At 62.7% G+C, this 19242-nt stretch carries 16 protein-coding genes and 1 pseudogene; 9 read left to right on the plus strand and 8 right to left on the minus strand.

Going from position 1 to position 19242, the window contains the following annotated elements; genetic code table 11:
* Positions 1 to 815 precede the first annotated feature (815 nt).
* From nirB to G7009_RS26525, 7 genes are all read left to right on the plus strand, one after another.
* On the plus strand, positions 816 to 3374 hold the full coding sequence (gene nirB, locus G7009_RS26495; RefSeq protein ID WP_181133233.1) for a nitrite reductase large subunit NirB: 2559 nt from the start codon (positions 816 to 818) through the stop codon (positions 3372 to 3374).
* Positions 3374 to 3733, plus strand: coding sequence for a nitrite reductase small subunit NirD (gene nirD / locus G7009_RS26500; protein WP_181133234.1), 360 nt, complete (start codon positions 3374 to 3376; stop codon positions 3731 to 3733). The genes nirB and nirD overlap by 1 nt, the downstream gene beginning before the upstream one ends.
* A gap of 287 nt (positions 3734 to 4020) precedes the next feature.
* Positions 4021 to 4953, plus strand: a complete 933-nt coding sequence (gene pcaQ, locus G7009_RS26505; protein WP_181133235.1) for a pca operon transcription factor PcaQ — start codon at positions 4021 to 4023, stop codon at positions 4951 to 4953.
* A 245-nt stretch (positions 4954 to 5198) separates the two neighbouring features.
* Positions 5199 to 5972: an FKBP-type peptidyl-prolyl cis-trans isomerase gene (locus G7009_RS26510; RefSeq protein ID WP_181133236.1), complete on the plus strand. Its 774-nt coding sequence runs from the start codon at positions 5199 to 5201 to the stop codon at positions 5970 to 5972.
* A gap of 279 nt (positions 5973 to 6251) precedes the next feature.
* Positions 6252 to 6692 carry a YkvA family protein gene (locus tag G7009_RS26515; RefSeq protein ID WP_181133237.1) on the plus strand — a complete coding sequence of 147 codons (441 nt, stop codon included), beginning with the start codon at positions 6252 to 6254 and terminating at the stop codon, positions 6690 to 6692.
* Between the two features lie 100 nt (positions 6693 to 6792).
* On the plus strand, positions 6793 to 7149 hold the full coding sequence (locus G7009_RS26520; RefSeq protein ID WP_181133238.1) for a helix-turn-helix domain-containing protein: 357 nt from the start codon (positions 6793 to 6795) through the stop codon (positions 7147 to 7149).
* A complete protein-coding gene (locus G7009_RS26525; protein WP_181133239.1) occupies positions 7110 to 7514 on the plus strand; it encodes a hypothetical protein in 405 nt (134 codons plus the stop codon). Before G7009_RS26520 ends, G7009_RS26525 begins: the two co-directional genes overlap by 40 nt.
* 260 nt (positions 7515 to 7774) lie before the next feature.
* Here the strand turns inward: G7009_RS26525 and G7009_RS26530 are convergent.
* Together G7009_RS26530 and G7009_RS26535 are read right to left on the minus strand one after the other, a co-directional pair.
* A pseudogene (locus G7009_RS26530) lies at positions 7775 to 8959 on the minus strand (EAL domain-containing protein); the annotation flags it as partial.
* A gap of 133 nt (positions 8960 to 9092) precedes the next feature.
* Positions 9093 to 11174: a carboxy terminal-processing peptidase gene (locus G7009_RS26535; RefSeq protein WP_181133241.1), complete on the minus strand. Its 2082-nt coding sequence runs from the start codon at positions 11172 to 11174 to the stop codon at positions 9093 to 9095.
* A gap of 141 nt (positions 11175 to 11315) precedes the next feature.
* On the opposite strand from G7009_RS26535, the gene G7009_RS26540 reads away from it, so the two are divergent.
* Entirely contained in the window at positions 11316 to 12278 is a 963-nt protein-coding gene (locus G7009_RS26540) for an NAD(P)H-quinone oxidoreductase (RefSeq protein ID WP_181133242.1), read from the plus strand.
* A gap of 583 nt (positions 12279 to 12861) precedes the next feature.
* Here G7009_RS26540 and G7009_RS26545 read toward each other — a convergent pair.
* The 6 genes from G7009_RS26545 to G7009_RS26570 all read right to left on the minus strand — a co-directional run bounded on the left by G7009_RS26545 (position 12862) and on the right by G7009_RS26570 (position 18201).
* Positions 12862 to 13515, minus strand: a complete 654-nt coding sequence (locus G7009_RS26545) for an HAD family hydrolase (RefSeq protein ID WP_181133243.1) — start codon at positions 13513 to 13515, stop codon at positions 12862 to 12864.
* A gap of 23 nt (positions 13516 to 13538) precedes the next feature.
* A complete protein-coding gene (locus G7009_RS26550) occupies positions 13539 to 14528 on the minus strand; it encodes an ABC transporter ATP-binding protein (protein WP_181133244.1) in 990 nt (329 codons plus the stop codon).
* A 1-nt stretch (position 14529) separates the two neighbouring features.
* Positions 14530 to 15324, minus strand: coding sequence for an ABC transporter permease (locus G7009_RS26555; protein ID WP_181133245.1), 795 nt, complete (start codon positions 15322 to 15324; stop codon positions 14530 to 14532).
* Positions 15314 to 16153: an ABC transporter permease gene (locus tag G7009_RS26560; RefSeq protein WP_181133246.1), complete on the minus strand. Its 840-nt coding sequence runs from the start codon at positions 16151 to 16153 to the stop codon at positions 15314 to 15316. Before G7009_RS26560 ends, G7009_RS26555 begins: the two co-directional genes overlap by 11 nt.
* Positions 16150 to 16956: an alkaline phosphatase family protein gene (locus G7009_RS26565; RefSeq protein WP_181133247.1), complete on the minus strand. Its 807-nt coding sequence runs from the start codon at positions 16954 to 16956 to the stop codon at positions 16150 to 16152. The genes G7009_RS26560 and G7009_RS26565 overlap by 4 nt, the downstream gene beginning before the upstream one ends.
* 180 nt (positions 16957 to 17136) lie before the next feature.
* Positions 17137 to 18201, minus strand: coding sequence for an ABC transporter substrate-binding protein (locus G7009_RS26570; RefSeq protein WP_181133248.1), 1065 nt, complete (start codon positions 18199 to 18201; stop codon positions 17137 to 17139).
* Between the two features lie 323 nt (positions 18202 to 18524).
* Between G7009_RS26570 and G7009_RS26575 the strand changes: the two genes are divergently transcribed.
* Complete coding sequence (locus G7009_RS26575; protein WP_181133249.1) at positions 18525 to 19238, plus strand: UTRA domain-containing protein; 714 nt, start codon at positions 18525 to 18527, stop codon at positions 19236 to 19238.
* Positions 19239 to 19242: the final 4 nt, after the last annotated feature.

Here is a 19242-nt window from a genome sequence, read left to right on the forward strand (position 1 = left end):
GTGGCAAGGCTGGCCTCTTCGCGGGTTTACCCGCGAGCAAGGGCGCAGCCCTTGCCGTACACAGAGGGTGGCAAGACTGGCCTCTTCGCGGGTAAACCCGCTCCTACAGTTACCGCGGCGGCAGAGAAGACACTGGAATCAACGAGATAACATTTTCCAGTCAGAGTGGTCTTGCGCCGTGGAGAGGGTGAATGGGTAGAGACCTCGTCGAAGCGTTGAGCCGCAACAAGCGTTATCTCCGGATGTGTATTGAGTGCCCCAGGATGGTGAACGCTGCACCGTGCTCGTGCATTTCGCGCCGATCTTTATAGGTGTTCGCCCACCCCGTTGGCCTGCGCTGCCGCGCGGACAACATTTCTGAAGCCGCCGCGGTAACTGTGGGAGCGGGTTGACCCGCGAACAAGGGCGCAGCCCTTGCCGTACACAGAGGGTGGTAAGGCTGGCCTCTTCGCGGGTAAACCCGCTCCCATAGTTACCGCGGCGGCAAAAAAACACAGGAATCAACGAGATAACATTTTCCTGTCAGAGTGGTCTTGCGCCGTGGAGAGGGCGAATGGGCAGACACTTTCGTCTGCGCGGGTCTTGTCGTGGGTAGTATGGCTTTGCGACAAGCTCGCTCCGCGAGAGAGTGGCCAGGGTTGGCACATTCCCTGCTTCTATCCGTTCACAACACGCCCCACTGATCAACGGCGATCGACAAGGGGCCACCACAATGATGAGAACACCAGGCAAAGGCGCCTGGAGCTTCGGCTCCAGGCGCCTTTTTTTGTGTCTTTGCCGCGGGCAGGCCCGCACACCGTGATTGAGGATCGACTATGAAGGCAACAGCGAACGGCGGGCAACGAGAGCGACTGGTCATCGTCGGCAACGGCATGGTTGGCCATCATTGCGTCGAGCAACTGGTCGAACGCGGCGCCTTGGCGCGCTACGAGTTGCGGGTGTTCGGCGAAGAGCGTCAGCGTGCCTATGACCGCGTGCACCTGTCCGAATACTTTGGCGGCGGCGATGCCGAAGCCCTGGCCCTGTGCGATGCCGATTTCTACGACCGTCAGGGTGTGCACCTTCACCTGGACGAAGCGGTGCTGGAAATCGACCGGGAACACCAGGAAGTGGTGACGCAGCAAGGCCGCTACGCCTATGACCACCTGATCCTGGCCACCGGCTCCTACCCCTTCGTGCCGCCCATCGAAGGTTCGAGCGGGACCGCGCGCCTGGTCTATCGCACCCTGGACGACCTCGACGCCATCCGCGCCGCCGCCTGCGGTGCCCGCCGTGGCGTGGTGGTAGGCGGTGGCCTGCTCGGGCTGGAGGCGGCCAACGCCCTCAAGTCCCTGGGCCTGGAAGCTCATGTAGTGGAGTTCGCGCCACGCCTCATGCCAGTGCAGCTGGACAGCGAAGGCGGCGCGGCGTTGCGTGCGCAGATCGAAGCCCTGGGTGTCGGCGTGCATACCTCGCGGGCCACCCAGTCGATCAGCCCCGGTGAAGATTACCGTTATCGCATGAACTTCGACGGCGGCGAATGCCTGGAGACCGACCTGGTGGTGTTCTCCGCCGGTATTCGTCCACAGGATGCCTTGGGCCGGGCCAGCGGGTTGGAGATCGCCCCACGCGGGGGGGTCGTCGTCGACAGCGAGTGCTGCAGCAGCGATCCGCGCATCTTCGCCATCGGTGAATGCGCCTCCTGGAACGGCAGCGTGTTCGGCCTGGTCGCACCGGGCTACGGCATGGCCCGCAACCTCGCCGCGCGATTGATGGGCGAACCGTACCAGGCCTTCACCGGCGCCGACATGTCGACCAAGCTCAAGCTGCTTGGCGTCGACGTCGGCTCGATCGGCGATGCCCATGGCGCAACGCCTGGCTCGCGCAGCTACCGTTTCATCGACGAGGCCGGCTCCACCTACCGTCGCCTGGTAGTGGATGCCAGTGGCAAACACGTTCTCGGCGCGGTGCTGGTCGGCGACAACAGCTACTACGACACCCTCCTGCAATATGCTCAGAACGGTATCGTCCTGCCTGCCGAGCCTGCCGCGCTGATCCTGCCGCAGAGCGGTGGTGCGCCGACCCTGGGCGCCGATGCCCTGCCCGACACGGCAACCATCTGCTCGTGCCACAACGTCAGCAAGGGCGCGGTCTGCGCCGCCATCGACAGCGGCTGCGGCGACCTCGCCTCGGTCAAGGGCTGCACCAAGGCGGCCACGGGCTGCGGTGGCTGCGCGGCCTTGCTCAAGCAAGTCTTCGAACATGAACTCAGCGCACGCGGCGTGACGGTCGATAAAAGCCTTTGCGAGCATTTCGCTCATACCCGGCAGGAGCTGTATGCCCTGGTACGGGTCGAAGGTATCCAGACTTTCGCTGACCTGTTGCATCGCCATGGCAAGGGCGACCTGGGCTGCGACATCTGCAAGCCGGTGGTCGGCAACATCCTCGCGTCCTGCTGGAACCGTCCGATCATGGACGCCTCGCTGGTGCCTTTGCAGGATACCAACGACACCTTCATGGCCAACATGCAGAAGAACGGCACCTACTCGGTGGTTCCGCGCATCCCGGGTGGCGAAATCACGCCGGACAAGCTGATCGTGATCGGCCAGGTGGCGAAGAAATATGACCTCTACACCAAGATCACCGGCGGCCAGCGCATCGACCTGTTCGGCGCCCAGCTGCACGAGCTGCCGCTGATCTGGGGGGAACTGATCGAGGCCGGCTTCGAGACCGGCCACGCCTACGGCAAGTCCACCCGCACCGTGAAATCCTGCGTCGGCAGCACCTGGTGCCGGTATGGGGTGCAGGACAGCGTCGCCATGGCCCTGACCTTGGAAGACCGCTACAAGGGGCTGCGCGCGCCGCACAAGCTCAAATTCGCCGTGTCCGGTTGCACCCGCGAGTGCGCCGAGGCGCAGAGCAAGGACATCGGCGTGATCGCCACCGAAAAAGGCTGGAACCTCTACGTCTGCGGCAATGGCGGCATGCGTCCACGCCACGCCGAACTGTTCGCCACCGATCTGGACGATGAAAGCCTGATCCGCCTCATCGACCGCGTGCTGATGTTCTATATCCGTACCGCCGACAAGCTGCAGCGTACCTCGGTCTGGCGCGAGGTGCTGGAGGGCGGCCTGGATTACCTCAAGCAGGTGATCATCGACGACAGCCTGGGCCTGGGCGCCGAACTCGAAGCGCAGATGCAGCAGGTGGTCGATCGCTATGAATGCGAGTGGGCCAACGCGCTCGACGATCCGGAAAAACTCAAGCGCTTCCGTACCTTCGTCAATGACAGTCGAAGCGATCCCGATGTGCACTTCATCCGTGAACGCGATCAGCGCCGTCCGCTGACCGCGACCCCGCTGCACCTGATCCCCACCGTCGAGGAGGCTGTCTGATGAATCTGTCCAATACCGCTGTTGCGCAAAGAAACCACTGGCACACCGTGTGTGGCTACCAGGACCTGGTCGCCGACTCGGGAGTGGTGGTCTGGCTCGAAGGCACCCAGGTAGCGTTGTTCTACCTGCCAGGCGAGGAGTGCGCGTTGTATGCCATCGACAACCGGGACCCGCGCTCCGGCGCCAACGTCATCGGCCGTGGCCTGGTTGGCAACCTGCAAGGCGAAGTGGTAGTGGCGGCGCCGCTGTACAAGCAGCATTTCAGCCTCCAGACAGGCCGCTGCCTGGAGGATCCCCAGCAAGCGCTGAGGGTCTGGCCGGTACGGCTGAACGGGCAGGCAGTCGAGCTCGCACTCTAGCGCCCTCCATGGCTGACTCGTGCACTCGACTTCGGCACCAGGGCTGCCATTGCGCAGCCAGTCCTCGCCGTAGCAGGGCTATGACGCTTCATGGCGCCTCGCCTGGCAAGCCCTGGCGCTCGAAGTCAAGTACTCGACTCAACCGTACAGGCCACGAGGCCGCGCGAGCCGCTCGAGGCGGCGAGCACACTCGGCCGCAAAGGATGGCATGGCAGCCTCCGAGCCGACACCTGACCACGGGCGCTTGCGCTTGCCCCTTGTCGCGCGCAGCTTGCTAGACTCGCGCGATGAACCTCGACACTCGCATCAAATTTCGACATCTGCTGTGCTTTCTGGAGATCGCCCACCAAGGCAGTCTGGCCAGGGCCGCCGATGTCCTGGCGATCAGCCAGCCGGCCATGTCCAAGACCCTCAAGGAACTCGAACAGTTGCTCAAGGCGCGCCTGTTCGAACGCACGCGTCAGGGTGTCGAACTGACCCCTGCCGGTACCCAGTTCATGCGCTACGCAGGCCCCAGCGTACAAGCCTTGCGCGAAGGCGTGAGCAGGGTACGCGGCGAGGCGCAGGCGCCGTCGCAGATCCGCATCGGCGTGTTGTCCACGGTGGAAGGCCTGCTGATGCCGGAAGTCCTCTGCCGCCTGCACCAGCGCCATGACGCGCTGGTGATCAGCGTGGTGACCGGTGTCAGTGCGCAGCTGTTGGGCCAATTGCGCGTGGGCGAGCTGGAACTGGTGGTCGGGCGCATGACCGACAGCCCGCAGATTCAAGGGCTGTCGTTCGAGCATCTCTACAGCGAATCCATGACCCTGGTGGTGCGCCCAGGCCATCCCTTGCTGGCGCGCCAGCCTGTCGACCGAAACCTGGTCAATGGCTATCCGCTGGTAGTGCCGCCTTCCGGAACGACGATCCGCCAACATGCCGACAGCCTCTTCGTGCAGTGCGGCATCGCCTTGCCGATCCAGCGCCTGGAGACCTTGTCCCTGGCGCTGAGTCGTCGCTGTGTGCTGGGCAGCGATGCGGTCTGGGTGGCCCCGCGTGACGCGGTGCTGATCGACCTGGGCAACGGTGGCCTGTGTGAACTCGACCTGGGGGTGCACGAGCCGGGTGGATCGGTCGGCATCTGCCGCAACGCGGCCTTGCCGGCAACACTGCCGGCGCAGTGGATCTGTCAGATACTGCGTGAAGTGGCGGGCGAATACCGCGAAGGCACTTATCCCTGAGACGGACGATGCCGGTCCCAGGCGCGACGGCGTGAGATACATACAGCTACAAACTGCATCGACCTGCACGCAAGCGCGTCGAAATCGTACGGGCGTCCGGCGGCGCGGGTTCGTATGAAGAAGCTTACATCTGCTGAACTTCCGGGCCTTATCCGGCTCTCATGCCGGTAGCCATTGGTCATGGCCGCCTGATAAGCTCGCGGCTTTACCTGATTGCCCTTATGGCGCATGAACAAGGAACTAGCATGAAACAACATCGTCTGGCGGCTGCGGTTGCCCTGGTTGGCCTCGTCCTGGCGGGTTGCGACTCGCAGACCAACAGCGTCGAGCTGAAGACTCCGGCACAGAAAGCCTCCTACGGTATCGGCCTGAACATGGGCAAGAGCCTGGCTCAGGAAGGCATGGACGACCTGGATTCCAAAGCCGTTGCTCTGGGCATCGAAGACGCGGTCACCAAGAAAGACCAGCGCATCAAGGACGACGAGCTGGTCGAAGCCTTCAGCGCCCTGCAGAAGCGCGCCGAAGAGCGCCTGACCAAGGTCAGCGAGGAAGCCGCTGCGGCCGGCAAGAAGTTCCTCGAGGAAAACGCCAAGAAGTCGGGCGTGATCACCACCGCTTCCGGCCTGCAGTATGAAGTCGTGAAGAAGACCGATGGCCCGCAGCCCAAGCCGACCGACGTGGTTACCGTCCACTACGAAGGCAAGCTGATCGATGGCAAGGTATTCGACAGCTCGGTCGAGCGCGGCAGCCCGATCGACCTGCCGGTCAGCGGTGTGATTCCAGGTTGGGTCGAAGGCCTGCAACTGATGCACGTCGGCGAGAAGTACAAGCTGTACATCCCGGCCGAACTGGCCTACGGCGCACAGAGCCCGAGCCCGCTGATCCCCGCCAACTCGGTGCTGGTCTTCGACCTCGAGCTGCTGGGCATCAAGGACATGAACCAGCCAGAAGCTGGCGCGCCGGCGGACGCTCCCGCTCAATCCCCCGCAGAAGCGCCCGCGGCAACACCCGCCCAGTAACCTTCTCGGTGTGACAACAACGCCCCGCTTCGACGGGGCGTTGTTGTTCCTGGAATCCGCTCGAGCGAACCTCGCTAGCCTGACAATGTCCGAGAAAGGACGACCCTGGCTCTCGGCACGTTCGCCATGAATCGTTAGCGCTCTGTAACAGGTGTGTAAAAAACGCCCGATTGCGGGTTCGCCCTTGCATTCCGGGCGCATCGCAGCTCAAATTTTGCTCTGTTCACAAGTTTATCCACAGTAAATGTGGATAACATTCGCCACCACGTAGGAGGCTCCATGAGCGCACCTTGGAATTTTGCCCGTTTCCTGCCCCTGGCCGAGCGTCTGCTCAGCCGTGGACGGCTGCCGGCCCTGCTGTTTGCCGTGGCACGCAAAGGTCCCAGGCTGGGCCAGTTGCGCGAAGATGTGCGCTTGCTCCAGGCACTGTGCCTGGCGTGGTGGCGTGGAGAATACCGCGCCATCAGCTCCAAGGCGCTGATCACCATCGTCGCGGGCCTGCTGTATTTCGTCAGCCCCCTGGACGCCATTCCGGACTGGTTGCTGGGCGTTGGCTTCCTCGATGACATCGCGGTGCTGGGCTGGGTGCTCAAGACCGTTTCGGATGAACTGGCACGTTTCAAGGCCTGGCGCGCTGCCCAGGCACCCGAGCGCCTGCGCGTCGTCGAGCGCTTGCCCGATAGCCCCGATGCGTTGCAACTGGAGCGAGGCGAGCCGTGAAAACTGCCTAATCTGCACAGACTCCCGCACTTGGTCATATAATTGGCATAAGGATTATGCCTAGGGATTACATGTCGTAATCCCTGACAAAGGGGGTTTAATGGATATTCAGGTCATCAGTCGGGACGGAGAGCCCGAATATGCCGTCGTACCCTGGGAGCACTATCAAGCCCTGCTCAAGGCCGCAGGGCATTCGATTACCAGTTCCGTGCAACCGGTGCCGCAGTCGAGTGACAACAGCACAGGGCAGGGTGCTCGTGTCGGTCTGCCGTCGCTCGGTGAGTTGCCTGCGTTGCGTCAGGCCAAGGGCGTGACGCCCGAGCAGCTCGCTCGCAGCGTGGGCATCAGCCCTGCCTATCTGGCAATGATCGAGTCCGGGGAGCGCCAGCCTGATGCCGCCATCCGCCGCAGCCTGGCATGGGAAGTGGGGGTGGATGGCTGGAGCGATCCCTCGTGAGCCAGGTCAGGATCAGCCGCCAGCATTGGCAAAGCCTGCTGGACGAGCTTGACCTGGCCCGTCGTCAACGCCACCTGCTGACCTACCGAGCCTTGCTCGAACGCCTGCAGTTGCCCAGCCCGGCCATGCAGACACTGACCGCCGCGCTGGAATACCTGGCCGTGATCGACGCCAGGGCGCAGCAACCCCTGCGCAGCTCCCTGGTGATCAGTCAGGGCGCCAGCCGCCTGCCCCGTACCGGCTTCTTCGAATGTGTCGAGCGTCTGGGACGTTTTTCCGGGCCGGTGGATGGCATGGAGGCCGCCTCCTGGCATGCATCGGAAGTGGTCAGGGTGTTCGAGTACCGATATCCGGAAGAGGCCTGAGGCAGCGCCTCGGCCCTGAATTTTTTGGATGCCGAACATTATCTTTCGGTCAAAAATATGTGTTGTGGCTGATGGCCCTGTCGCGGGGCAAGCCCGCTCGCCACCAGGAATGCGTTGCGCCGCGCACCGGTGGCGAAGGGCTCGCCCCGCGACAGGCCATCAGCCACAACGGATATCTTGAAGCCGAAAAATGGCCGCGGGCATCCAAACATCAAATGCCGCTTTTCGTCTCAATTACATCGAGATAAGGCTTGATGCTGCTCGGTAATCAGGCGCAGCAAGTCGATCACCCGCCCCAGGCCGAGGTAGCGGCCATTGAGGGTAATCACGAAATTTTCCTCGATGCGCTGTTGCGCCCGACCGGTGAGCAGGCGGCTGACCTGCTGTGGCGACAGGCTCTGCTCGACGGCCAGAAAGTCCTGGGTCATCAGTTGCCCGATCGATGAGAGAGTAGCTCCCGTACGGCTATCCGGTCGGGCCAGAGCGGCAGTCAACGCATGCCGGTGGACCATACCCTGGGGTTTGCCGCATGCATCGAGCACCACCACGGAATCCAGCCAAGGTTGGTTGCGCAAGGTATCCAACACCTGCGCGGTGGGCACGTCCCTCGTGACGGCGGGGGGCTTGAGCAGCAGTGGGGACAGGTCCGCGACAGGGCTCTGTTGGCCCGTGCCGGAACTGACGGTCGGCAAGGGCAAGCCAGGAATGTCACCGCGCGGAAACTCCTGCGGCCGACCGAGCAGGTAGCCCTGGACCAGATCGACGCCCATGTCCGTCAACACGGCCAGCTCTTCCGGCAGCTCTATGCCTTCCGCGACTACCTGAGCACGTGAGGCGCGGGCGATCTGCAGGATGGAACCCACGAATTCGCGCTTGAGCGCATCCTGGTGAATGCCATCGATGAAGTGGCGATCGATCTTCACGTAGTCAGGCCGCAGCTCCGACCACAGGCGCAGGCTGGAATACCCGGCACCCAAGTCGTCCAGGGCGATCGAAAAGCCCATGTCGCGATAATGATGCAGCGCATTGTGCAACAGCCGCAGATCATCGGTGGGCGTCTGTTCGGTCAGCTCGATCACCACACGACTGGGTGACAGGCCGACCTGTTCCAGCAGCTGCAAGGTACGGCCTGAGGGGTACCTGGGTTCGAGCAATGACTCCGGCGAGATGTTGAGAAACAGCTTGCCTTCCAGGTTCAGCTCGCTGAACCGACGGCAGGCGCTTTCGCGGCACGTCACTTCCAGCTCTGTCAGGCGGCCGGCCTGGCGGGCGATGGCGAAAAGGTTCATGGGGGAGTGCAGGGCGCTGTTGGACGGTCCGCGACTGAGGGCCTCGTAGCCGATCACGCAGCGCCGGGAAAGGCAGACAATGGGCTGGAACAGGCTGTGGACGCTGCGTTGAGCCAGGATGGCGCCCAATGCGCTGAGCTGTTCGGTGACGGTCATGACTGCTTCCTGAAATGAAAAAGGCCGGACGTATGGACGTCCGGCCAGTCATTTCACGACAGATTCATGACCTTTTGATGACGAGGCGAGGTCGGCGCGGATTATCTGCCGCCGAAGCCGCCTCGCGCGGCATCTACTGCTTGGCCACCGACGAATTCAGGCTCAGGTAGTCGAGCAGGATACGCCCGGTTTCCGACAGGTAGGCGTCGTCTTCCGGCTTGGTGTCGTCCTGCTCGGTCAGCAGAGCGTCCTCGTCTTCCTTCTTCAGCTCCTTGAGCGGCTCTTCGCCTTTTGCCTTGCGACGCACGTTCTCCAAGGCCAGTTGCTTGCCCTCGATCTCGTCGTGACGCGCGCGACGTTCCTGTTCGTTGAGGGTGACAGTCTTCTCGTTCATCAGCTTCTGGGTCAGGGCCAGGCGGTCGCGGATGTAGGCGAACTCGGGATCCTTGTCGCTGCGCGCTTCGTGATGGCTCTTGAGCTGGGTCAGGAACGGCTTGAACGGATCGGCCGCCGGACGCACCACCGGGCGAATGGTGTCCCATGGCATGGCCTCGGGCAGCGCGCTCTCGCCGATCTCCTTGGTGTCGATGATCGACGGGTAGGCGATGTCCGGCAGGACGCCCTGGTGCTGAGTGCTCTGCCCGGAGACCCGGTAGAACTTGGCCAGGGTCAGTTTCAGCTCGCCATGATTGAGCGGCTGGATGGTCTGCACGGTGCCTTTGCCGAAGGTTTGGCCACCAATGATCAGGGCGCGGTGATAGTCCTGCATGGCTCCGGCGAAGATCTCCGAAGCCGACGCCGAGAGGCGGTTGACCAACAGCGCCAGCGGACCTTTATAGAAGGCACCCTTGTTCTCGTCCTCGAGCACATCGACACGACCATCGCTGTTGCGCACGAGCACGGTCGGGCCCTTGTCGATGAACAGGCTGGTCAGCTCGGTGGCTTCCTGCAGGGACCCGCCGCCGTTGTTACGCAGGTCGATGACCACGCCGTCGACTTTTTCCTTCTGCAGTTCGGTGAGCAGCTTCTTCACGTCACGGGTAGTGCTCTTGTACTCCGGATCGCCGGCGCGGTAGGCCTTGAAGTCCAGGTAGAAGGCCGGAATCTCGATGATGCCCAGCTTGTAGTCGCGCCCATCCTGCTTGAGTTTCAGGACCGACTTCTTCGCCGCCTGTTCTTCGAGCTTCACCGCTTCGCGGGTAATCGAGACGATCTTGCTGGTCTGGTCGTTCGGCGCATTGCTGGCCGGGATGACCTCCAGGCGCACGACCGAGCCCTTGGGGCCACGGATCAGCTTGACCACTTCGTCCAGGCGCCAGCCGACCACGTCGACCATTTCCTTGTTGCCCTGGGCGACACCGATGATCTTGTCGGCAGGCGCCACCTGCTTGGTCTTCGCCGCGGGTCCGGCCGGCACCAGGCGCACGATCTTGACCTGATCGTTATCGCTCTGCAGTACCGCACCGATGCCTTCGAGGGACAGGCTCATGTTGATGTCGAAGTTTTCGGCGTTATCCGGCGACAGGTAATTGGTGTGCGGGTCGTAGGACTGGGCGAAGGTATTGATATAGGCCTGGAAGATGTCTTCCGCGCGGGTCTGATCCAGGCGCGCCAGCTGGTTCTTGTAGCGCTTGGTCAGGGTTTCCTGGATCTGCTTGGGATCCTTGCCGGCGATCTTCTGGCGCAGCACTTCATCCTTCACGCGCTTGCGCCACAGGTCGTCGAGCTCGGCCTCGCTCTTGAGCCAGGGTGCTTCTTCGCGATCGACCAGCAGGGTTTCGTTCACGGTGAAGTCGATCTTGTCGACACCCTTGCCGAGCTCTGCGAGCGCGAAGTCCAGGCGCGACTTGACCCGATTCAGGTAGCGCTTGTAGATCGTGAAGCCCGGATCGAGATTGCCGCTCTTGAGAAAGTCGTCGAACTGGGTCTTCCACTTGTCGAACTCGGCGATATCGCTGGCGGTGAAATAGCTGCGCGAAGGATCGAGCAGCTTGAGGTAGCTGTCATAGATGATGACCGAACGCGCGTCGTCCAGCGGCGGCTTGCTGTAGTGGTGGCGCTTGAGCAGCTCGACCACGTTCAGGCTGGCCACGATCTCGTCGCGATCCGGCTGCAGGCTGTCCCACTTGTTGGCGGCCGATGCATTGCCGCTCAGCGACAGGCTGCCGAAACCGATCATCAGGGCGAGGGCAGTGCTGGGCAGGAGATGCTTCATGCTGATTCGACTTGGGGGCAATTGATCACGCATAGTAGGCCGTCTTTTCCATTCGCCGGTTCCATGGAGCCGGTCGCATACTGCAAAAAGCCTGGGGCAAGCGGCTCCCAGGCTCAGTCATGACTCAACTATGGAGGCACTGTGAAGGCATTGCAAGGCGTTGACGGACATGTGGCGTGGGTCGAGGCCGAGCGCCCGGCCTGTGATGCGGGCCAGGTACGTATCCGCGTGGCGGCTGCCGGGCTGAACCGCGCCGACCTGCTGCAGCGGGCTGGGTCGTATCCGCCGCCACCGGGTGCAAGCCCCTACCTGGGGTTGGAATGTTCCGGGGTGATCAGCGAAGTCGGAGCGGGCGCCGCCTGGCGCGTGGGCGATCGCGTATGCGCGCTGTTGGCCGGTGGCGGCATGGCCGAGGAAGTCGTGGTCGATGCCCGGCACGTGCTGCCCGTCCCCGAGGGACTGAGCCTGCGCGAGGCCGCGGCGCTGCCCGAAGTGTATGCCACGGCCTGGCTCAACCTGTTCCAGCTGGGCGGCCTGAAACCGGGTGAAAAGGTGCTCATGCACGCCGGTGCGAGTGGTGTCGGCTCGGCGGCCATCCAGCTGTGCAAGGCCTTCGGCAACCCGATCTGGGTGAGCGTCGGCTCTGCGGAGCGCCTGGCCTACTGCGAAAGCCTGGGCGCCGCCGGCGGCGTATTGCGCAAGGAGAACCTGGAAGCGCTCGAAGGCTTCGGCCCGTTCGACGTGATCCTCGATCCGGTGGGTGCCAGCTACGGGCCGCTCAACCTCAAGCTGCTGGCCCGCGATGGTCGCTGGGTGATCATCGGCCTGATGGGCGGACGCAAGGCCGAACTGGACCTGGCGCAGGTATTGGCCAAGCGCTTGCAGGTGACAGGCTCGACCCTGCGCAATCGCGACGACAGCTTCAAGGCCGAGTTGCTGCGCGACGTGGGCCAACAGGTCTGGCCGCTGTTCACCGAAGGCCGCCTCAAGGCGCAGTTGGTGGGCAGTTACCCGGTGACCGAGGCCGAGGCCGCTTATGAGGAGCTGGCGGGGAATCAGGTGTCCGGGAAGCTGGTGATGGTGATCGACGAAAGCCTGGCATAGGGCCAAGCGATGGTCGGCGGGCGGCGTAGGCCATTGGTTTTTCAGTGCCAATGAGATTGAGCGCCGCTCGTGCGGCGCTCTGGCTGATCACCGACCTGTGTAGGAGACTTTATGATGCATGGGAAGCCTTCAGATTCCATGAATACCTTGAGAACTGGGTGAAACACCGCTTCTCCCAGCTTGCACGCTCCAGGTGGGAGCTGACTTACCGGGACGCCGGACCGCCCGCGATCGAGCCCAAAGGGCTCGCCTGGTAATGAAGATCGCTCTCCCAGCACGCAGTTGTGGATGCACTGAATGCAGGCAATCTGCGTATCCACAACCACCGGGGTGAAAGGGACAGGAGCATTACCAGGCGAGCCCTTTGGGCTCGATCGCGGGCGGTCCGGCGTCCCGGCAAGCCAGCTCCCATCTGGAGCCGTGCAAGCTGAGAGAGGCGATGTTTTACACAATTCTCAAGGTGTGCATGGAATCTGGAAGGCTTCCCATGCATTTATAGAACCTCTTGTACGGACTGTGATCGACCGATGCACCCCACGGGTCTGTGATCGACCTTAATGGGGCAGGCAACTCCTGTCCCCCATCAACCCCAACTCAACACCGGCCACCCATTCTTCTCGGCATGCTCGCGCAACACCGCATCCGGATTCACCACTACCGGATGATCGACCTTCAGCAGCAACGGCAGATCGTTGCGGGAATCGGAATAGAAGGTCGCGCCTTCCAGGTTCTCCTGCTCCTGGTCCAGCCACTCCAACAGCCGGGTGACCTTGCCTTCACGGTAGGTCAGCACGCCGTAGGTCTTGCCGGTATACACGCCATTCACCGCTTCCAGCTCGATTGCCAAGTACTCGTCGACGCCCAGGCGCGCGGCGATGGGCGCCACCAGATGAGTACCCGAGGCAGAGATGATCAGGATCCGGTCGCCACGTTTGCGATGCTCGGCGATGCACCTGCAGGCATCACCGAAGATGATCGGTTCGATCACATCCTCCACCCAGGGCTCGACCAGATGCTCGACTTCCTCCAGGGTGCGCCCGGCAATGGGTTCCAGGCTGAAGGCCATGTAATCCTCCATCCGCAGGTGCCCTTTGCCGTAGCTGTCCATCAGCTCGCGGTCGCGTCGCAGGAAGCTGTCGCCGTCGACCCATCCCAGGCGAACCATTTGCTCGCTCCACAGCGAAGAGCAATCGCCATGGATCAGGGTTTCGTCCAGATCGAAAATTGCCAGTGCCATTGCCGTGAACTCCTCTGGGCCCGTCAGGCCACTTCCCGTAGTGCCAGGGTATCGATCGCCAAGGATACACGCTGGCCAGCGGGATGCAGATCCGAAGGCGAGCGATTGAGTACGTCGACAATCAGTTCGACGTCACGGATCGTCACACGATAGCGGATGACGTTGCCCAGCAGGCTGTGGCTGAGCACCTGGCCATCGAGTTCGCCGTCCAGGCGCAAGGTAATGGCCTCCGGGCGGATCGCCAGGCGGCCGGCGACCGGTCGTTGCAGCAGTCGGCTGGCGCTGTCGGGGTCGAGCAGGTTGTAGTTGCCGATGAAGCCGGCGGCGAACAGGTCGACCGGCGCGGTATACAAGGTTTCGGCATCGCCACTCTGCACGATGCGACCCTGGTTCATCAGGAAGATGCGGTCGGACATGGTCAGCGCTTCCTCCTGGTCGTGGGTGACGAAAATGGTGGTCAGGCCCAGCGCGCGCTGGATCTCGCGGATCTGCTCGCGCAGGTGCTTGCGAATGCGTGCGTCGAGCGCCGACAGCGGTTCGTCGAGCAGCAGCAGGCGTGGACGCGTCACCAATGAACGCGCCAGGGCTACCCGCTGGCACTGGCCGCCGGACAACTGGTGCGGATAGCGCTCGGCGAAGTCGTGCAGCTCGACCATGCGCAGCGCTTCTTCAACCTGCGTCTGGCGAAGTTCGGCCTTGACCTTCTGCATGCGCAGGCCGAAAGCCACGTTCTGCCGCACCGTCATGTTGGGGAATAACGCATAGCTCTGGAACACCATGCCGATGCCCCGCTTCTGCGGGCTGAGCGGTACCAGATCCTGACCGTCGAGCAGGATGTGCCCGCTGTCGACCGAGGTCAGGCCGGCGATACAACGCAGCAGGGTGGACTTGCCACACCCCGACGGGCCGAGCAGGGTGACGAACTCCCCGCGCTCGATCTCGCAGTCGATGTCATGGAATATCTGGCTGGCGCCGTAACGCTTCTGCAGTTTTCGTACGCTGACGAAGCTCATGTCAGGGTTTGTCCTTGTTCAGGCGGTTGGCGACCCAGGTCAGTGCCAGTACGAACGCGAAGTAGGAAATCACCAGTGCACTGTTGAAGTGCCCGCTGCTGTTGCGCATGTTGTTGAGGTACACCTGCAGCGTTTCGTAGCGCGTGCCGACCAGCAGATTGGCAAAGACGAACTCGCCGAAGAGAAAGGAGAACGACAGCAGCAGCGCGACCATCAGGCCCTTGCGCAGATTCGGCAACACCACCAGGAATGCCGCCTGCCAGGTGCTGGCGCCGAGCAGTTGGGCAGCGTCCATCAAGTCGCGCAGGTTGATGGCCTGCAGGTTGTTGGTGATCGCCCGGTACATGAAGGGCAGGGCAATGGTGAAGTAGCAACCGATCAGGATCCATGGCGTACCGACCATGGCCATCGGACCGCTGCCATACAGGTGCAGCAGCCCCACGGACGAGACCACCGGCGGCACGGCGAAGGGCAACAGGATAAGGATGTTCATCAGCGCATCGAGCCGCGGGAAGTGGTAGTGCACCACGAACAGCAGCGGCAGGATCAGCACCACCGACAGCATCAGCGCGCCGACGCACACCAGTAGCGATTGTCCGAATGCCGCCAGGAAACGCGGCTCGCTCCACAGCGCCACGTACCATTTGAAGGTCAGGCCACTGGGCAGCAGGCTTTCCGACCAACTGGTCGCCAGGGAGTAGAGCAGGGTCCCCGCCAGGGGCAACAGCAGGATGAGAAACAGCAGGTAAACCACCACACGGTGATACAAGCCGCCGGAAGCAGGTTCAGCGCGCATGGTAGCTCCTCCTCAGCAAGCCCTGATGGACCACGGTCACCAGCGTCATCAGCCCTACCAGCACCATCGCCAAGGCGCTGGCCAGGTTGGGGTCAAGGGTGATATCCCCCGCGACCAGCGCGGCGATACGAATCGTCAGCACGTTGAAGTTGCCCGTGGTCAATGCGTACACGGTGGCATAGGCGCCTAGCGCGTTGGCCAGGAGGATGACGAAAGTCCCGAGCAAGGCCGGCGTCAGCACCGGCAGGCCGATGTGCCGCCAGTATTGCCAGGGGCTGGCCCCTAGCAGCGCCGCGGACTCGCGCCAGTCTTCACGCAGCGCGTCGAATGCCGGGTAGAGCAGCAGCACGCCGAGCGGAATCTGGAAGTAGGTGTAGACCAGGATCAGGCCGGTCTTGGAGTAGATGCTGAAGTCGCCCAGCAGGCCGACCTGCTGGAGCAGCAAGGTCAGCGCGCCGTTGAAGCCGAGCAGGATGATGAACGCGAATGCCAGCGGTACCCCGCTGAAATTGCTGGTCATGTTGGCGAAGGCACTGACGAAGTCGCGCAGTCGCGAGTCGACCTGGTGCAGCGAGTAAGCGCCCATCACCGCGACGACGATGCCGAACAGGCTCGACCAGAAGCTGATTTCCAGGCTGCGCTGCAGCGCCTGGAGGTAGAACTTGGAGGCGAAGATCCGACTGAAGTTGTCCAGACCCCAGCCGCTCTCGGACTGCACGCTGTTGAGCGCCACCCAGAGTAGCGGCGCGATCTGGAAGATCACGAAAAACAGGACGAAGGGCACCAGACAGAGCAAGGCCAGCAGGCGACCACGCTTGCTCTCATTCACTTCAACAGCTCCCGGCACAACGCTTTGTCGTGAGGCGCGCCGAGCAACTCGCAGATCGTGCCGCAGAGTTCGGTCTGCAACGGCTTGGCGGCGGGATCGAGGCTGAAGGCATCGCCGAAGACGAACAGCGGCACCTCTCGTTCCTCGGCCAGCAGGCCATTGTGCGAGCGATCGTTGTTCATTCCATGATCGGCGGTGACCAGCACCTGGTAACCCTCCGCCAGCCAGTGCGGCAGGTAATCGGCCAGGAGGATATCGGCGCTGCGCGCGGCATTGCGGTATTGGCTGCTGTCGAGGCCATGGTGATGGCCGGCGTCATCGATGCTCATCGGATGGACCAACAGGAAGTTCGGCGCATGCCGACGACGCAGGTACTCGGCGTCGGCCAGCAAGTGCGAGTCGGGGTAGCGATCATCGTAGTAGAACAGGCCATGTTGGATCGGCAGCTTCGGCGCATGGGTATGTCGATCGCGCAGCGGTTCGAAGGGAGAACGGTTGTACAGCTCGCTGACCCAGTGGTAGGCCGCCGCAGCGGTGCCCAGCCCGGCCTCGCGCGCATAATGGAAGACACTGCGTTCCCTGGACAGGCGGTTGACCTTGTTATGCACGATGCCGCTGTCGATCGGGGCAACGCCGGTGAGAATGCATTCGTACAGCGGTCGTGACAGCGCCGGCAGTTCGCATTCCAGGCGATAGAGCGCGGCGCGGTCGGCTTCGACGTAGGCATGCAGGTGGCCCATGGCATGGTAGGCCACCTGATGATTCAGGCCATCGAGCAGGACCAGGATGACATTGTGTTTCATGCAGGCTCCAGGGTTCGGCAAGCGTGTCCTGGAGGAGCGGGCTTGCCACGATGCCAGTCGGTCAGGCGACGTGGCAGCCAATCAGGGCTGAAGCGCAGCCCGCTCGCGACCCGGTCGAACCACCGACCGGGGTCTCATTTCATCAGGCGGGGCCGACCTTGGATAGGGTCGGCGGACCGCTTATTCCATCTCGATGATCACCTGCTCCTGCCACTTCTGCGGCAAGGTCTTGGAGGTTGCTTCCCAGGCGGCTGCGTCCTTGATCGGCACGGCCGGTGCGTACTGCTCGTTGGGCAGCAGCTTGGCCTGTACATCGGTGGGCAGCTTCAGGTGCTCGGCGCGGATGGGACGGGCATGCCCGATGGCCAGGTTGGTCTGGCCGGCATCGCTGAAGATGTATTCGCGGGTCAGCTTGGCCGCATTGGGGTGTTTGGCGTACTTGTTGATGACCGTGGTATAGCCCGAGATCACCGAACCATCGGTCGGGATCAGTACCTCGAACTTCTTCGGATCGATCTGCTCACGGTAGCTCAGGCCGTTGAAGTCCCAGACCACGCCGACTTCCACCTCGCCCCGCTCCAGGGTCTGGATGGTCGGGTTGGCCAGCGACAGGCGCTTCTGCTGGGCCAGCTTGGTGAACAGTTGCAGCCCCGGCTCGATATTGCGCTCATCGCCCTTGTAGGCGATGGCGGCGGCCAGCACGCCGTTGGCGGCCTGCGCCGCGGTGCCGACGTCACCGATGGCGACCTTGTAATTGCCCTTCTCCAGGGCGTGCCAGGTCTTGGGGCGATCGCCTTCCTTGACCTTGTCCTTGTTGATGATGAAAGCGATGGTTCCCGTATAGGCCAGGGCCCAATGGCCATCCTGGTCCTTGGCCCATGCCGGGATCTGCTCCCAGGTGCTCGGCTTGTAGGGCAGGGTGATGCCCTTGGCGGCCGCGATCGGGCCGAAAGCGGCGCCGACGTCGCCGATATCGGCGCTGGCGTTTTCCTTCTCGGCCTCGAACTTGGCGAGTTCCTGTGCCGAGCTCATGTCGGTATCGCTGTGCTTGAGTCCGTACTTGCTGGCCAGATCCGCCCAGGTGCCCCGCCAGTTGGCCCAGGCATCAGGCATGCCCACGCTGTTGACCGCGCCTTCCTTGCGCGCGGCGTCTTCCAGTGCCTTGAGGTCGGTGCCCGCGGCCATCGCCGAGGTGCACAAGGCAATGGTCGAGCACAACAGTGACGTCATGAAGAACTTTTTCATCCGAAGCTCCTTTCAGGGATACCTTGCAAATCGTCGTGAAGAAACCTTGCTTGGAGATGCGTTGGTCTAGGTCAGCAATACCTGAGCCAAGGTAGGCTCAATGCGTGACACTTTGATGGACAAATGGCGTCGGCGAAGGTTGCCCTCGCCTCTGGGACACAAGCGTAGACCAGTTTCAAGCCCTTGAAGCGCAAGGGTTGCGGTCGACCAAGCAGCGGTGGGCCATCGGGGCTTTAACAGGATATTCACGAGCTGGATCTAGGCTTGCACTATCCTTCACCTGCCCTGTCCTGGGGCTGGACTAGTCCAGATAGGTAACCCTTATGCAGTCATCGCCACTCCGCGCGGTAACAACCATCTGCCAAGCGTTGCAGGAGCAGATCGAGCACGGCCTGCTGACGCCGGGCGGCAAGCTGCCGGCCGAGCGCCAGCTCAGCGAAGTGTTCGGGACTACTCGCATCACACTGCGTGAAGCGCTCGTGCAGCTGGAGGCCCATGGCCTGATCTACCGGGAGGAGCGGCGAGGTTGGTTCGTCGCCCCGCAGCGTCTGACCTATGACCTGAACGAACGTAGCCATTTCCATGCCATGGTCGATGCCCAAGGTCGTCGCCCCGATACACAGTTGCTGTCCGCTCGCCTGCAGCCGGCATCGGCGGCCATCTGCTCGCGCTTGCGGCTGCCTGCGCTGTCCAGTGTGGTCCAGGTGTGTCGGCTGCGGCGCATCGACGGTCGAGCAGTATTGTATGCTGAGCATTACCTGGACCCGCGGTACTTTCCCGGCATTCTCGATCAAGACCTGGGCCAGTCGCTGACCGAGATCCACGCTTGCCAGTACGGTATCGTCTACGGTCGGATGAGCTTCGAGATCCTGCCCACGGCCTTGCCGACGGCGGCCGCGGCGGCACTCAGGGTATCGGTGGGCAGTCCCGGGCTGCACATCACCCGGGTCAACAGTGACCAGCATGGGCGCCTGATCGACTGTGACCTGGAGTACTGGCGCCACGATGCGATCCGTATCCGCGCCCAGGCGATGTAGCCTG

This window comes from Pseudomonas capeferrum, assembly GCF_013523055.1.
Taxonomy (GTDB): Bacteria; Pseudomonadota; Gammaproteobacteria; order Pseudomonadales; family Pseudomonadaceae; genus Aquipseudomonas; species Aquipseudomonas capeferrum_A.

Coding starts and splice junctions, on each gene's coding strand:
- G7009_RS26555 (WP_181133245.1), bottom strand. CDS start 15,324: ATGCGCGCTGAACCTGCTTCCGGCGGCTTGTATCACCGTGTGGTGGTT.
- G7009_RS26525 (WP_181133239.1), top strand. CDS start 7,110: ATGGGAAGTGGGGGTGGATGGCTGGAGCGATCCCTCGTGAGCCAGGTC.
- G7009_RS26515 (WP_181133237.1), top strand. CDS start 6,252: ATGAGCGCACCTTGGAATTTTGCCCGTTTCCTGCCCCTGGCCGAGCGT.
- G7009_RS26565 (WP_181133247.1), bottom strand. CDS start 16,956: ATGAAACACAATGTCATCCTGGTCCTGCTCGATGGCCTGAATCATCAG.
- G7009_RS26510 (WP_181133236.1), top strand. CDS start 5,199: ATGAAACAACATCGTCTGGCGGCTGCGGTTGCCCTGGTTGGCCTCGTC.
- nirB (WP_181133233.1), top strand. CDS start 816: ATGAAGGCAACAGCGAACGGCGGGCAACGAGAGCGACTGGTCATCGTC.
- G7009_RS26535 (WP_181133241.1), bottom strand. CDS start 11,174: ATGAAGCATCTCCTGCCCAGCACTGCCCTCGCCCTGATGATCGGTTTC.
- G7009_RS26545 (WP_181133243.1), bottom strand. CDS start 13,515: ATGGCACTGGCAATTTTCGATCTGGACGAAACCCTGATCCATGGCGAT.
- G7009_RS26520 (WP_181133238.1), top strand. CDS start 6,793: ATGGATATTCAGGTCATCAGTCGGGACGGAGAGCCCGAATATGCCGTC.
- nirD (WP_181133234.1), top strand. CDS start 3,374: ATGAATCTGTCCAATACCGCTGTTGCGCAAAGAAACCACTGGCACACC.
- G7009_RS26550 (WP_181133244.1), bottom strand. CDS start 14,528: ATGAGCTTCGTCAGCGTACGAAAACTGCAGAAGCGTTACGGCGCCAGC.
- G7009_RS26575 (WP_181133249.1), top strand. CDS start 18,525: ATGCAGTCATCGCCACTCCGCGCGGTAACAACCATCTGCCAAGCGTTG.
- pcaQ (WP_181133235.1), top strand. CDS start 4,021: ATGAACCTCGACACTCGCATCAAATTTCGACATCTGCTGTGCTTTCTG.
- G7009_RS26570 (WP_181133248.1), bottom strand. CDS start 18,201: ATGAAAAAGTTCTTCATGACGTCACTGTTGTGCTCGACCATTGCCTTG.